A 14,279-nucleotide genomic window follows, 5' to 3' on the forward strand; every position below is an offset into this window, starting at 1 on the left:
CGTCCGCCTTCTGCGCCGGCGTCATGTCTTTGGCGGCGTTGATTTGGGAACTGACGCGCTGAATGAAGTCCTTGTCCTCAGACTGCAGCGCGTAGTGCGTGAAAACCAGCGTGACCGCCGGAATGAGAAAGAGCGATGCCAGGGTCAGCAAAAACACCCGCCAGAGGTCGGCGTGGATCGTGCGCGCAGCAGCCATGGGGAACGTCCTTTTGAGTTTTGAATTTGAACCGGCCGATCATACGGGCGGCCGTGCGTTTGGCCGTCGAATGGGAGGGCAACAATTCACCAAAACCGGTGCTGTTTCAGTTTGTTTCCAAAGACCTCGCCGGCCTTCGAATCCGCTGAAATGCTCAGCCGGCGTCCGCCCGCTCTTCGGTTTCACGCCAGGTGCCTTGCGCCAGGCCGTCTAGCGCATAAGGGCCTATGGATGAACGTATCAGCCGCAAGGTCGGGTGGCCCACGGCTGCCGTCATACGCCGCACCTGGCGGTTGCGGCCTTCGCGTATGCCCAGTGATATCCAGAAGGTCGGGATCGCCTTGCGCACCCGCACCGGCGGCTCACGCTCCCACAGGCCGGACGGGGCCTCCATGCGCTCCGCGCTCGCGGGCCGCGTGGGGCCGTCGTTGAGCAACACGCCGCCGCGCAACGCGTCCATCGCGGAGTCGCTCGGCTCACCCTCGACCTGCACCCAGTAGGTCTTGAGCATCTTGAAACGCGGGTCGCTGATGCGCGCCTGAAGCTGGCCGTCGCTGGTCAGCAGCAGCAGGCCCTCACTGTCGGCATCCAGCCGCCCGGCCACATAGACGCCGGGCAGGGCGATGAAATCCTTGAGCCCGCGCCAGCGGCCTTCCGGCGTGAACTGGCTTAGAACGCCGTAGGGTTTGTTGAAGCAGATGAGGCGGGGTGCTGCGGGGCTGACATTCGGGCTTGGCATGGGGTGATTAGACCGCAGGCCCGCTTGCAAGCTCAGGTTGCGTCCTGCTGTGGCAACTCGCCTGCGGCGTAAACATGGCTTTGTTCCGACGCTCCCAGGAAGGACGCGCCGACGAGATTCGCCCCTGTAAAGATCACGCCATCAATCGGCGAACCTTCAAAGCAGGCGCCTTGCAGATTGGCGCCCGTGAAATCGCAGGTCTTGACGTTGGCGTTCTTGAAGATGGCGCGCTCCAGGTTCGCGCCCCTGAAACTGGCGGTGATAAAGCAGCCACTGAAGTTCGCGCCTGCAAGCGTCGCGCCAGAGAAGTCGTGGTCCGCGTCGTCCAGATCAAGGGATACGAAAGAGCGCTCGCCTTGAGCGTAGCGAGCGAGGATGGAGAGTGGGCTTGAGTGTGGATGCATGGGAAGCGGCTAATGCGTCAGTCGATGAGTGACTACAGCAGCTATTAGGTGGGCTTCGAAGGCTCGGAAACTCGATAGGTTGCGAAGTGGGGAGAAATCGTCTATGAATTCAGTGACACGTGATCTGGCGCGGTGATGATTAAATTTTCGCAGTCGTTGAGTAGGCAGATCTGATGCCGCCCTTAGCGCAGCAAATAATGTCTCCTTAGCATCCGCCAATGTTTCGATGACTGTATGTCGCGGCAAATTCAACTGAACCGTTCCGTTGCGGTTGTCGGCGGCGCATCGAATCGCTATCTCATCCATCAAAAGCCAGCTCTCGATCATTCTTACAGGCACTGCTGTGACAACTGGGACCGTGAGATTTGCTGCGAGCCGAGCGGCATCTATCTGGGCAGATCGACCTTCTAAAGTCATCGCTTCGGCATCGCGGTGACAAATGATGATGTCAGGGGAATAGGCTTCGAATGCTCTTTGCAATCGATCGGACAATGCGCCATGTGCAGGGATTACCTCTCTTGCCGCAAACATCCGAAAAGTTAAGTCGGGAAACTCTGTATCTGTCACCCACTGGGCAATGTTTACCAAACCTGCATCGGAGGTGCCATCGCATACCAGGACCATGTTAATTAAGGTCAAGGTTTCAATCCTCAGACACAGTTGGAAAATCGAAAGTCGCTTGTTGAGCAGCCAATTGCCATAAGCGTCCACCTCTCAAGTCATTTTCTGGATCGACGGTGTCAGCATTTTGAAGGTAGTCAAGTAACTCCGACAAGCTTACGGGGGGCGTTAATTCTGCGTTGTAATCTTGATGGACAACTCGCCAAGAATTAGCAATTGCTCCATAGGCTGTAAATGAAGAGCGCTGCCGTCTCACCGGGACCGCGACGAGCAATTCATCCGGAACCAAATTTCTAACTACCACTGGCGAGTGGGTATTGACGATTACTTGCCTTAAAGGATTCTCGGGTCCCACCGCAGCTAGCGGGTTAACCGCCATCTCTCTCAGAAGCTCCAAAATTGCTGTTATTCGGGATGGGTGAATGCCGTTCTCAGGCTCCTCAAGGCAAATGAGTCCCTTAGATTCGGGATCGAAGGCCATTGCGGCTAGCGCAAGAAATCGAAGTGTCCCGTCCGATAGCGCTCGAGCTTTGTGAACGACACCGTTTCGCTGCTCCAGTAAAAGTGTTTTGAGTCTTCTCGTGTTATCGACATCTACGCTGATAGAACGCACCTCGGGGAGAAGAGTCGCTACACGATTGGAGATCTCTTCATTTCTTTTTAATCGCTCCAATGTAGACGGAATATGTGCCCCGTCAAAAGTGATATGAGGGTCGTCAGAAAATTCATCGGGCGATCTGAGGCTTGAAGGCTCTAACTGAAGGAGCTTCCAGCTTTGCATTTCTCTTCGAGCCGCCAACACTGTCGGTCGTTCATCTGTGTTGGCTGACCCAAGAACAGTACGAGGCGAGTTCTTTGCTGGAACCTGCGAAGGTCGTCCAGCATTTCCATCTTGACTGATGCTAATTATTGAGGTCGCCTCGTCTGTGGTTATGTACGGAGCGCGACGTTCTCCTAGAAGAGCGGTACCGAAAAAATCTTTGGAGCAGTCAAAACCGATGCGCTTTTTTGCGTTGCTTCTTGGTAAGTAAGTGAGGCGTTCGGATACCAGTTCGATGCGCTCGCTGTATTCGTCGTCGCTTACGTATTTCAGTTCAATCTGGTATGTCAAAAAAGTGGCGCTAGGTTTAGCTCTTCTTCCGAAATCATCTGTGACTTCGTCTGGAACTATCAGATCGGCTTCCAGCGCAATGTTTGACAAACTGGAGCTCGCGGTCTTTGTGAATAGTGACCGCAAGTCCCCTCGCTTGCTTCCTGAGCGATCCCTAACTCTATGCGCAGCCTCAACGATTGAGTGGTCCGCTAGATCTCGTAGGAACAATATTGCATCAAAAAGGTTAGATTTTCCCGCGCCGTTTGCGCCTGCTATGCAAGTAAATGGCCCGAATCTCACCTCGGCATCCAACAGGCTTTTGAATCCTTGAACTCTAAGTCTCGTCAACATCGTTCGGCCTTGTTGGTTTAGGCGCTAGGCGCCTTTTTCGCTCGGTTGATCGTAGCGGGCATTCAAAGGTAAGTCACCTATCCAGATTACCTTCCAAATGAATCCTTCATCCCCGTCACCCGATTGAACACGACTTTGCCGTCCTTGTGGTCAACAGTGTCCGTCACAAAGTACCCATGCCGCTCAAACTGAAAACGCGTTCCGGCAGGTACCTTGGCCAGTGAAGGCTCGACATAAGCCTTCACGGTCTTGAGGCTGTCGGCGTTCAGTTCGTCGAGAAAATCCTTGTCGCCGGTGCCGGGGTGTTCGGCGGTGAACAGGCGGTCATAGAGGCGCACTTCGGCTTCGACGGCGTCGTTGACGCCTACCCAGGTGATGACGCCCTTGACCTTGATGGCGTCGGAGCCGGGGGTGCCGCTCTTGGTGTCGGGGATCAGGGTGGCGTGGACTTCGGTCACTTTGCCGTCGGCGTCTTTGACGGCGCCTGTGCATTCGATGACGTGGCCGTATTTGAGGCGGACCTTGCTGCCGGCGATGGCCTGCTTGCTGGCGTTGACGTGGGGCGGGAACAGGCGGAAGAAACCTTTGGGCGGGGTCTCTTCGTAGTCGGTGCGTTCAATCCAGACTTCCTTGCCGATCTTGAAGTGGCGTTTGCCCATGTCTTCGTGGTGCGGGTGCACGGGGGCGCTGCAATCGTCGAGCTTGCCGGCGCCCATGACTTCGTCCCAGTTGGTGAGCACGAGCTTGACGGGGTCGAGCACGGCCATGGCGCGCGGGGCAATCGGGTCCAGCGTGTCGCGCAGCGCGCCTTCGAGGGTGCTGTAGTCGATCCAGCTGTCGCTTTTGGTGACGCCTATGCGCTCGGCGAAGAGCTGCAAAGCTTCGGGTGTGTAGCCGCGGCGGCGCAGGCCGACGATGGTGGGCATGCGGGGGTCGTCCCAGCCGCTGACGCGCTTTTCATTGACGAGCTGGGCCAGCTTGCGTTTGCTGGTGAGCACATAGCTGAGGTTGAGGCGGGCGAATTCGTACTGGCGCGGGTGCGGCGTGGCGATGAGCTTGCCTTCGGCCAGGCGGTCGAGCAGCCAGTCGTAAAAAGGGCGCTGGTCTTCAAACTCCAGGGTGCAAATGCTGTGGGTGATCTGCTCGAGCGCGTCTTCGACCGGGTGGGCGAAGGTGTACATGGGGTAGATGCACCATTTGTCGCCGGTGTTGTGGTGGTGGGCGCGGCGTATGCGGTAGATGGCCGGGTCGCGCATGTTGATGTTGGGCGAGGCCATGTCGATCTTGGCGCGCAGCACGGCGGCACCGTCGGCGAGCTTGCCGTCGCGCATTTCGCGGAAACGCGCCAGGTTCTCGTCGGGTGTGCGGCCGCGGAAGGGGCTGTTGGTGCCGGGGTGGCCGAAGTCGCCGCGGTTGTGGCGCATTTCTTCGGCGCTTTGTTCGTCGACGTAGGCGTTGCGGCTTTCGATCAGGTATTCGGCGGCGCGGTACATGAAGTCGAAGTAGTCGCTGGCCTGGTAGGCCTTGTCGTCGCCTTTGCTGTTGCCGATCTGTGCCCAGTCGTAACCCAGCCATTTGACGGCGTCGATGATGCTGTCGACGTATTCGGTGTCTTCTTTTTCGGGGTTGGTGTCGTCAAAGCGCAGGTGGCAGACGCCGCCGTAGTCGCGCGCCAGGCCGAAGTTCAGGCAAATGCTTTTGGCGTGCCCCACATGTAGGTAGCCATTGGGCTCGGGCGGAAAGCGCAGGCGCACCTTGGCGGGGTCGGGCTGGCCGGCGGCGTGATGGGCGGCGTCCCCGGGGCTGCCGCCCCAGCGGCGGCTGGCATAAGTGCCTTCGGCCAGGTCTTTTTCGATGATCTGGCGCAGGAAGTTGCTGGGCTTGTGGATTTCTTTGTCGGCGGGGGCTGAGGCAGGGGCGGGAGAGGTCATGAACTGATTTTAGGGCTTACCCGAGGAGGGTTACGTTTCGCTACTCTCTTCACGGTGCGTGCGGTATGCCATTACAGGTGGCCTGCGTTTAATAAGCACATGGGCATTTCCTGCCCTCCTAAGGAGAAATCTTATGAAGACAGCCATCAAAGCAAACCGCTCCCTCGCACTGGCAGGCGCCGCCGCCACGCTGGCCGTGGCCGCCCTGGGCTTTGCAGGTGCTGCCCAGGCCCGCGACAACGTGTCGTTTTCCGTGGGCATCGCTGCTCCGGGTGTGGCGGTAGGTGTCACCAACGCCTACCCGGTGTACCAGCAACCGGTGTATGTCCAGCCCGCCCCCGTTTACGTGCAGCCGGCGCCGGTCTACTACCCGCGCCCCGTGTATGTGCAGCCGGCACCGGTTTACTATCCGCAGCCCGTGTACTACGGCCCGCGCCACGGCCACAGGCACCATGGCGGCTACTACGTGCAGGGGCCGCGCCCCGGCTACGGTTACGGCCCTGGCTATCGTCCGGCACCGGTTTACTACCAGCGCTAAGCCTGTCTGAGGCAACCAAAAGCCCGCTTCCAGCGGGCTTTTTTTATGGCCGCCGGGAGGTCGCCCCCACGGTCGCGCACTTCGAGCCTGCGGCGGCTCCCTGCCCCTTGCACGGAGAAAGGGGCCGCCCGCCTGCGGCCCGGCAAAGCCGGTTCCGCGGCTCATGCTGGTAAAGAAAAGACTCAGGCCGCCGGCTGCCAGAAGAGGTAGTCGGCCTCGTAGGGCACGGAGACGCGCATGCCCAGGATGGCGGCTGTGCAGGGCGGGTTGGCCACTATGCCGGCCACAGTACGGCGGGCCTGGATGTAGCTGATGTTGGCGAGCATGCCCGGGGTGTCGGAGGGACCCGCCATGGCGCGCAGCAAGGGCAGGCTTCGGCCATCGCCGGGCATCTCGACAAGTTCCCGTGCGCTGACCCTGGAGCTGTCGCTGTGCACCCAGCGCGCACGCGCGCCGGGGTAGTAGGTCACGGTGTTGCCCGCGCCGTCGGCGAGCCTGATGCCCGGGGACAGCAGCAGCCAGGCGTATTCATAGGGGGCGCGTTTGACGGCCTGGCATTCATAGAGCAGGTCGCCCCGGCCCTGCGCTTCAAGCACCACGATGTGACCCGGGGGAACGCGCACGGATTCGGGCAGGTTTTGCTGGGATGGCTGAAGGTTGGGGCGCGAGCCGCAGGCGCCTAGCGCAGCCACGGCAACCAGCAGCAGCGCGCTTCGCAGCAGGCTGGGAAAGGCGCGAGAGGCTTGAGTCTGGATGTTCACAAGGGGTTCCAATGGCGGCGGATGGTGGTGTCACACCCCAGTAAATCCCTGGCGCGGAGGCACGTCTGTAGGTGGCCGGAGGGACAAGGTGCGGGGAAACGTCGGCAGGGTCGGCGCTCTGCAAAAAAGAAAAAGCCCGCAGGTGGGTGCCTGCGGGCTTTGCGTCCATGGCTGCTGAACAACCATGGACGGACGCGCTTTTGAGGGCGCGCCGGTACTACCGCCTCAGGCGGGTTTCCAGAAAATGTAATCAGCCTGGTAGGACGTGGTGAGCTTGTCGCCGATGTCGGCCTGGGTGCAGGATTTGCTGAGGTCCTGCCCGCCCTTGGTCTTGACGCGCTGGATGTAGCTGACGTTCTGCAGCAAGCCGGGTGCGGCGCCGGGTGCGCCGGTGGACAGCTGCTGGGGCAGGTTGGTGGCGCCCACGCGGGGGGCCAGGGCGACCTGGGTGCCGACAACGCTGGAGCCGTCGATGTGGGTCCAGGTGGCGGGCGGGCCGGAATATTTCGCGACGGTCTTGCCGGTGCGGTCGAGCAGGTCGGCTTCGGGCCGCACCAGCACCCAGCCTATGGTGCCGGCGGTGGTGGCATTGGCCCGGCACTCGTAGTACAGCAGGCCGCTGGCGGTGGTTTCAAGCGCGACGACATGGCCGGGCGGCACGACGACCTGCGCGTCCAGCTGGTCCTGGCTGTACTCCTTGGGCAGCGGCGCGACGCCGGAGCACGCGACCATGAGCGCGGCGGTGCCGGTGATCATGGCTGCGGTGACGGCAGCACTTTTGCTGTAAGCCCACAGGACGTTGTGCGTGCTTTTCATGAGACCCCCGGTTCTGGCCATTGCTGGCCTTGTTTTGGCTTCTGCCTGTTGTTGCATGCCAGTAAAACGCGGGGAATGAAAAAGCGCTGTAGGACGCCGCGCAGGCTTGCTGACAGCGGGTTTCCGGGGCGCTTGACGGCACGGTGGAAGTAGTTCGGGCGGACGCAAAAAAGCCCGCAGGGCAAGCCTGCGGGCCTGAAAACCGGTCCCGCCTGACGTTCGGGCCGGTGGCCCACCTTCGGAGGGGAAAGCGGCGATTCAAGGATGGAGGGCCTGGCCTCACATCGCCTTGTAGAAGATGTAGTCGGCCTGGTACTGGACGAGCTGTTTCGCGCCCGCGTTGCCGGCGGCGCAGGGCATGGCGGGGGCGATGCCGCCGCGGGTGTCCACGCGCTGGATGTAGGTGACACCGCTCATGGCGCCGCTGCCCATGGCCGGGTTGCCCTTGACGAGCTGGGTGGGGATGTTGCCGCTGCCGTTGGGGGTGACGGCGACTTGTGCGCCCGTCAGTTTGGAGCCGTCCATGGCTTCCCAGGTGGCGGGCGGGCCGTAGTACTTGCCGACCTGCTTGCCGCCGCGGTCCATGAGTTTGGCGTCGGGGCCGGCGAAGACCCATTCAAACTGGCCGGCCATGTCTTTTTTAGGGTTGCACTGGTAGGTGATCTCGCCGACGCCCACGGTTTCCATGGCGACCTTGTTGCCGGCGGGCACCTGGACGGCGGCGGGCAGGCCGGCCTGCGAATACATCGGTTGCATGGGCGACATGCTGCCGCAGGCTGTGAGCAGGGTGGCGGCAAGCAGGGACGTGAAGGCGGTGAAGCTGAGGGGACGGGTCATCATGGTGTAACTCCTCGGTGGTTGTGGACCGGCAGGCCGGCATGGCGGACGACCCCTGGCCTTTGTTGCGGGCGCTATGGCGCGGCTCGTCCTGCTGCTGATACGCGGCGGAAGCGATGCTGGATTCAAAAAAGGCGGCGTGGTGGGTGCCTGACGGCTATTGCCTACTGCCCGAAGCGCGGGCCCTTGAGCAGAAAATCCTGCTCTTCGAGCGTATCGGCCCGGCCCAGGGCCGCGTTGCGGTAAGGGAAGCGGCCGAGGCGCGCGATGATGTCCCGGTGCTGCCGCGCGAAGTCCAGGTTGCCTTGCAGGCGCTGTTTGAGTGAGTCGCGCGCGTCGGCCTGCAGGCGGGTAAAACGCGCCACGCATTCGTCCTGCAAGGCCAGGCTTTCGGCATGCATCAGCGGCATGTAGAGAAAGACCCGCCCGACGCAGGGCAAGGCCAGGTCTTCACCGGCCGCGATTGTCTGCAGCACCAGCTGCTGGGCGCGCCCATCGCCGGCAAAGGCCTGGGGCTGGCCGCGAAAGACGTTGCGGGTGAACTGGTCCAGCAGGATCACCAGGGCCAGGCGGGTGAGGGGCTTTTGCTCCCAGTCCCGCAGGCCGCCGGCCACGGCTTCCTGCACCGCATCGCCGAAGCGCGCGCGGATGTCGGCGTCGAGCTCGGCGCCGCCGCCGAACCAGCGCTTGCCGAGGTCCTGTGTGGGCCATTCCTTGTCAATGCCGTCGCCGAGCCAGAACTCAAGGACCCGGGCGGGCGTGGCGGCAGCGGACGATGGGGTGGAGGTGGGCTCGGTCATGGCGACCGCCAGCTTAGCCTACCAGCGGTCGGAGCGCAGCTGCAGGTCCCAGACACCCTTACGGATGGCGTAGACACCGACCACGCCGTAGCGCTGCTCACCCACGTTGTCCCACTTCATGGAGCCGGTGATGGGCGCGTAGCCGTCGAAGGTGCGCAGGGTCTGCGTGATTTTTTCGGGCTTGACGGAATTGGCGCGCTTCATGGCGCCGGCCAGGATGTACATGGCGTCGTAGGTGTAATGGCCGCCGTAGGCCGGCTCCATCTTGAAGGTTTCCTGGTACTTGGTCAGGAAGGCCTTGCCGTTGACGAATTCCTTGGCGTCCAGGATGGGCGAGGTGGTGTAGATGCCCTTGACCGTGTCGCTGCCCTTGAGCATGTTGGTGGTCTTGATGGTGTCGCCGCCCAGGATGCTGACCTGCTGCGTGTAGTCGATCTTCTTGAGCGCTTCTATCAGCGCCAGGATCTGGAAGTCGCCCTGCGTGGAGACGATGACCTGGACGTTGCCGGCCTTGATCTTGGCAGCCAGGTCGTCAAAGGCGGTGGTCTTGTCGTCGGATGAGTAGGTGACGACCACTTCCTTGTTGGCCTTCTTGAGTTCGGCGGCCGCACCGGTGGCCAGGCCCTTGCCATAGGTGGTGCCGTCGTCGACCACGGCGAACTTGGCAGCCTCGAGCTGGTTGGCGGCGAAGGAGCCGATGGCGCGGGCCTGCAGGTTGTCGTTGGCGACCAGGCGGAAGGTGGTGTCCAGGCCGAGTTCGGTGAACTTGGGGTTGGTCGAGATGGCGAGCTGGGCGATGTGCTTTTCGGCATAGACCGGCGCGGCCGGGATGCTGACGCCGGAATTGAGGTTGCCGATCACGGCGACCACGCCGGCATCGACCAGTTGTTTGGCGACGTCCACGCCGGCCTTGGGATCGGAGCGGTCGTCCATCGCGACGATTTCGATCTTGACGGTCTTGCCCTTGATCTGGAAGCCTTCCTTGTTGATCTCGTCCACAGCCATCTTCACGCCGTTGTGCAAATCCTGGCCCAGCGCGGCGAGGTTGCCGGACAGGGGCTGGGCGACGCCGATCTTGATGGTGTCGGGCGGGTTGTCGCAGCCAGAGAGCAGGGCGGCGCCAGCAACAACAGCGGCGGTCAGGGCGGCCAGGGTAGGGCGGCGGGTGGCGGAGTGGGTCATCGTAAAACCTCGGGTTGAGTGGTGTAACTGAATGTATGTTTCACCGTCCCGAAGCGATAGTGGGTTTGACCTACTTTTGAATGAATGTCTGAGTAGATAAGTTTTACTAATGATTCGGATTGGTTCGTTTCTCTCTGAAAACGCACCGAAATGGTTTATTTCTGGCCAGATTGGCGCGTGCTCGCGCAGGGCGCGCCGGCAGCCGCCCGATTTGTCGATTGCCGTGTTTTCAGGGAATCAGTTGTTTGCGCAGGAAAGCGCTGATCTTGCGGTCCAGCGCCGGAAGCTGGCCGCGGTCAAAGCCGGGCGGGTCCAGCAGCAGGTCTTTGGCGAGGTCGGACATCGCATCGGCGGGTGGAGGCGGCGACAGCAGCGCGCCGTGCCCGCCATCGGGCAGGTCGGCCAGGTGTTCGCAGCGCTTGCAGGCCGCGAGCACCGCGCCGCTGTGAAAGCGCGGCACCAGCCACCGGTCTTGCCCGGCGGTGACCAGCGCCAGTGGCACCGCCGGCAAGGCCAGCGAGGCCATGTCGAAGTCGGCGGCCAGCGGTACGCCGGCGACCACGGCCTGGATGCGGGCGTCGCTATGGCTTTGCCAGGTGGCGTCGCTGAACTTCTGGCGTATCACCGCCAGCACCACGGTTTTTTTCAGGCCGTCCAGCAGGCCGCCCGTGAGGCGGGTGCTCAGCCCGGCGCAGGTCTGGAAGTCCTCGGCAATGTGGGCCTCGCAATGCCGGGTGAACAGGGCCGGCGACCAGCGGCCGCCGGCCAGCGTCAGCGCCGTGTGGCCGCCGGCCGACATGCCGTACATGCCGACCTTGTCCAGCGACAGCAGCGCTGCGAAGCGCGGCTCGCGCGCGACCGCGTCGATGGCGCGTGAGACTTCGCCGGGCCGTTGCTTCCAGCTGTCGGGACCGGGGGAGGAGGGATCCATGGCGTTGTCGCCGCGGTGCTGGGGAAAGGCGACGACGAAGCCGTCTTCGACCAGGCGGCGCGCCAGGTCGGTGTAGGTCAAGGGGGAACCGCCCGAACCGTGCGAGATGACGACCAGGCGCGTGTTGCCGCGCACCGGCTGTCCGTCTTTGTCGACTTTGAGGGAATAGGAGCCGACCTGCATGGGGCGGTCTTCGCCGGCCGAAGGATAAAAAACGCTGATGGCGGCGTCGTCCTGCAGGCCCGGCAGTTTGGTAAAACCCATGCCGGCCTGCGCGCCGGCAACGGCGAGCAGCAGCAGGCTGCTGAGGATGTAACGATGCATGGGTGCTTCCTCCTTTATTGTGGGTAGCCGGTCGGCGTGACTGGCTGCGGGCTGTGCGCGACTCGGGGCATTTTCCCCGGTTTCGCGCGGCGCCTCTTTGTCGAGCCCGGCGATAATCCCCACTACTTTTTTGGAGCCAGCGTGGATATAGCACTGTTGATCAAAGCCGCCATCATGGGCATCGTCGAGGGCCTGACTGAWTTCCTTCCGATCTCCTCGACAGGCCACCTCATCCTGGCCGGCGCGCTGCTCGGTTTTGACGACGACAAGGCCAAGGTTTTCGACATCGCGATCCAGACCGGCGCCATCTTCGCGGTCATCCTGGTGTACTGGCAGAAGATACGCGCGACGGTTGTCGCCCTGCCGACCGAGAAACAGGCGCAACAGTTTGTGCTCAATGTGCTGGTGGCTTTTGTGCCGGCCGTGGTGCTGGGCCTGCTGTTCGGCAAGGCCATCAAGGCCCATCTGTTCACGCCGGTTGTGGTGGCCAGCACCTTCATCATCGGCGGTTTCATCATCCTCTGGGCCGAAAAGCGCCAGCAGAACAATCCCGCCGCCGCGCGCATCCAGGAAGTGGAAGCCATGACGGTGATGGACGCGCTCAAGGTGGGCCTGGTGCAATGCCTGGCGATGATCCCGGGCACCAGCCGCAGCGGCGCGACCATCATCGGCGGCATGCTGCTGGGGCTGTCACGCAAGGCGGCCACCGATTTTTCTTTCTTCCTGGCCATGCCCACGCTGATAGGCGCGGGCGCCTACAGCCTCTACAAGGAGCGCGCGCTGCTGTCCATGGCGGACCTGCCGCTGTTCTCGGTCGGCCTGGTGTTCTCCTTCCTGAGCGCCTGGCTGTGCGTGCGCTGGCTGCTGCGCTATATCTCTACCAACAGCTTTGTGCCTTTTGCCTGGTACCGCATTGCCTTCGGCATCGTGGTGCTGGCCACGGCCTGGAGCGGGCTGGTGGTCTGGGCGGAATAAAAAAAAACCGGCATCCGGTAAGGATGAGACCTAGAGGAGGAGACCGTCATGAGCTGGCTTCGGCATTTTTCTGTTCTTCTTTTTGGCCTGCTGCTGGCACCGCTGTCGCACGCGGGCGGCTTGGTATCCATCTCGTCGCAGGATGGCAAGCTGCAGATTCCCGGCTACTGGTTCGACGCCGGCGATAAGGACCCGCGGCCTGTTGTCATCGGCTTGCACGGTTGCGGCGGTGGGCTGGACAGCAAAGGCAACTTTGCCGAACGGCTTTTCCGGTATGGCGGGTACTTCAACGCCGAGCGCATGCACTTGCTGGTGCTGGACAGCTTTACGCCGCGCGGCCAGAAATCGATTTGCGAGACGCCCAACAAGCTTCGGACCATCCATGAGGCCGACCGCCGCGAGGACGTGTTCGCCGCCATTGACTGGCTGGTGAAGCAGCCGTCTGTCGACGCTTCACGCATTGTGGTCCTGGGCTGGTCGCACGGTGCGCAGACGGTGCTCAGCACCATCGACGCCACTGACAAATACGTGCAGGCGCAGAAAGTGCAGCCGCGTGCCGCCGTGGCGTTTTACCCCGGCTGCCTGGTGAACAACAAGATGTGGAACTATGAAGTCCATGTGCCGCTGCTGATCATGATCGGCGAGCTTGACGACTGGACGCTGGCCCCGGAGTGCGTCACGCTGCAGGAACGCCTGCGAAAGAACAAGGCCAACGCGGCGGTGGACCTCGTCGTCTACCCCGGCAGCTACCACGGCTTTGACGGCCCCGGCCCCGTCAAGCAAATGGAAGGCCTGGGCAACACCAAAACAGGCAAGGCCACGGTGGGTGGCAACCCCGCGGCGCGGGAAGCATCGCATGCGCGCATGTTTGAGTTTCTCTCGGCGCAGCTGGGCCAGCCTTTGCTGCTGTCGCACGCGCAACGCTTCAAGGGCCATCACTATGTGGTGCCGCCGGCTTCGGGCTTTGCTGCGGCCGACGACATGGCCGCCGTGCCGCTCAGCGATGCCGGCAAGGCGCGTTATGCCCACTTTCGCGGCTTGCCCTCGCCCAAGGCCTTCGCCGTGACGGAAAAAGGCGGCTGGTATTTGAACGCCGGCGAACCCGAGGCAATGGCCGCGACCTTCCAGGCGTGCGCGAAAGCGAAATCGAAGTGCTGGCTCTATGCCGTGGACGACCAGGTCGTGTGGCAACCCGACGTGGCGGCGCGGGCCGGCGAAGCGGGGCTCAAACGTGTGGGTGCGTCGACCCCCTGAGCGCCGCGCCGCAATGCCCGTGATTGGCGTGACGTCTGACAAGAACCGTCACATCCCGGTGTTAGGCTGGATTTTTCAACTCCACCTCTGAGGCGCACCATGAGCATTCTCGGCAAAATTTTCGGCAAGATATTTCCCTCGCTGCAAACGCCCGACCCTGTGCCACCGGTCGCCGCCGCGCCCGCCGGCACAGCACCCGCAGCACCTGCCCCGGCACCCGTAACGCCGCCCATGCAGCAAGTGGACGTCGAAGCCCTGCTCAATGGCATGGCCAGCAAGAACCCGGAGAAACTCAACTGGAAGACCTCCATCGTCGACCTGATGAAGCTCTTGCACCTGGACAGCAGCCTCGGCGAACGCAAGGAGCTGGCGAAGGAATTGGGTTACACGGGCGACATGAATGACAGCGCCACGATGAACATCTGGTTGCACAAGCAGGTCATGAACAAGCTGGCGGCCAACGGCGGCAAGGTGCCGGCCGACCTGATGGACTAGGCCCCCAGGGGAAACAGGGCTCAGGCGGACC

Annotated in this window: 15 protein-coding genes and 1 pseudogene; 4 read left to right on the forward strand and 12 right to left on the reverse strand. The window is 62.2% G+C overall.

The features are described 5' to 3' along the window. The 6 genes and pseudogenes from AC1D0P_RS07645 to AC1D0P_RS07670 form a co-directional block, all read right to left on the reverse strand. A pseudogene (locus tag AC1D0P_RS07645) lies at nt 1-196 on the reverse strand (peptidase M48); the annotation flags it as partial. A 154-nt stretch (nt 197-350) separates the two neighbouring features. Continuing rightward, nucleotides 351-935 (reverse strand): pseudouridine synthase, encoded by a 585-nt coding sequence (locus tag AC1D0P_RS07650; RefSeq protein WP_477676180.1) that lies wholly within the window; start codon nt 933-935, stop codon nt 351-353. A gap of 32 nt (nt 936-967) precedes the next feature. Further along, complete coding sequence (locus AC1D0P_RS07655) at nt 968-1,339, reverse strand: pentapeptide repeat-containing protein (RefSeq protein ID WP_477676181.1); 372 nt, start codon at nt 1,337-1,339, stop codon at nt 968-970. 9 nt (nt 1,340-1,348) lie between these two features. Continuing rightward, nucleotides 1,349-1,978: a hypothetical protein gene (locus AC1D0P_RS07660; protein WP_477676182.1), complete on the reverse strand. Its 630-nt coding sequence runs from the start codon at nt 1,976-1,978 to the stop codon at nt 1,349-1,351. Nucleotides 1,979-1,982: 4 nt separating this feature from the next. After that, nucleotides 1,983-3,404, reverse strand: a complete 1,422-nt coding sequence (locus AC1D0P_RS07665; protein WP_477676183.1) for an AAA family ATPase — start codon at nt 3,402-3,404, stop codon at nt 1,983-1,985. An 86-nt stretch (nt 3,405-3,490) separates the two neighbouring features. Then, entirely contained in the window at nt 3,491-5,335 is a 1,845-nt protein-coding gene (locus AC1D0P_RS07670) for a glutamine--tRNA ligase/YqeY domain fusion protein (RefSeq protein WP_477676184.1), read from the reverse strand. Nucleotides 5,336-5,468: 133 nt separating this feature from the next. Between AC1D0P_RS07670 and AC1D0P_RS07675 the strand changes: the two genes are divergently transcribed. Next, nucleotides 5,469-5,873 (forward strand): hypothetical protein, encoded by a 405-nt coding sequence (locus tag AC1D0P_RS07675; protein WP_477676185.1) that lies wholly within the window; start codon nt 5,469-5,471, stop codon nt 5,871-5,873. Between the two features lie 182 nt (nt 5,874-6,055). Here the strand turns inward: AC1D0P_RS07675 and AC1D0P_RS07680 are convergent, their stop codons facing one another. From AC1D0P_RS07680 to AC1D0P_RS07705, 6 genes are all read right to left on the reverse strand, one after another. Next, nucleotides 6,056-6,634 carry a DUF3455 domain-containing protein gene (locus AC1D0P_RS07680; RefSeq protein ID WP_477676186.1) on the reverse strand — a complete coding sequence of 193 codons (579 nt, stop codon included), beginning with the start codon at nt 6,632-6,634 and terminating at the stop codon, nt 6,056-6,058. Between the two features lie 225 nt (nt 6,635-6,859). After that, entirely contained in the window at nt 6,860-7,450 is a 591-nt protein-coding gene (locus AC1D0P_RS07685; protein ID WP_477676187.1) for a DUF3455 domain-containing protein, read from the reverse strand. A 279-nt stretch (nt 7,451-7,729) separates the two neighbouring features. Then, on the reverse strand, nt 7,730-8,290 hold the full coding sequence (locus tag AC1D0P_RS07690; protein ID WP_477676188.1) for a DUF3455 domain-containing protein: 561 nt from the start codon (nt 8,288-8,290) through the stop codon (nt 7,730-7,732). 161 nt (nt 8,291-8,451) lie between these two features. Continuing rightward, nucleotides 8,452-9,087: a DUF924 family protein gene (locus tag AC1D0P_RS07695; RefSeq protein ID WP_477676189.1), complete on the reverse strand. Its 636-nt coding sequence runs from the start codon at nt 9,085-9,087 to the stop codon at nt 8,452-8,454. 18 nt (nt 9,088-9,105) lie between these two features. Beyond that, nucleotides 9,106-10,269: a branched-chain amino acid ABC transporter substrate-binding protein gene (locus tag AC1D0P_RS07700; RefSeq protein WP_477676190.1), complete on the reverse strand. Its 1,164-nt coding sequence runs from the start codon at nt 10,267-10,269 to the stop codon at nt 9,106-9,108. Nucleotides 10,270-10,498: 229 nt separating this feature from the next. Next, nucleotides 10,499-11,524, reverse strand: a complete 1,026-nt coding sequence (locus AC1D0P_RS07705) for an alpha/beta hydrolase family protein (protein ID WP_477676191.1) — start codon at nt 11,522-11,524, stop codon at nt 10,499-10,501. 141 nt (nt 11,525-11,665) lie between these two features. Between AC1D0P_RS07705 and AC1D0P_RS07710 the strand changes: the two genes are divergently transcribed. The 3 genes from AC1D0P_RS07710 to AC1D0P_RS07720 all read left to right on the forward strand — a co-directional run bounded on the left by AC1D0P_RS07710 (nt 11,666) and on the right by AC1D0P_RS07720 (nt 14,248). Further along, the gene (locus AC1D0P_RS07710) at nt 11,666-12,499 is read left to right on the forward strand and encodes an undecaprenyl-diphosphate phosphatase (protein WP_477676192.1); all 834 of its coding nucleotides are present in this window, start codon (nt 11,666-11,668) and stop codon (nt 12,497-12,499) included. Between the two features lie 48 nt (nt 12,500-12,547). Continuing rightward, nucleotides 12,548-13,753: a dienelactone hydrolase family protein gene (locus AC1D0P_RS07715; RefSeq protein WP_477676193.1), complete on the forward strand. Its 1,206-nt coding sequence runs from the start codon at nt 12,548-12,550 to the stop codon at nt 13,751-13,753. A 99-nt stretch (nt 13,754-13,852) separates the two neighbouring features. Further along, nucleotides 13,853-14,248: a DUF3597 domain-containing protein gene (locus AC1D0P_RS07720; RefSeq protein WP_477676194.1), complete on the forward strand. Its 396-nt coding sequence runs from the start codon at nt 13,853-13,855 to the stop codon at nt 14,246-14,248. Nucleotides 14,249-14,279: the final 31 nt, after the last annotated feature.

It is taken from the genome of Polaromonas sp. P1_G2, assembly GCF_056405515.1.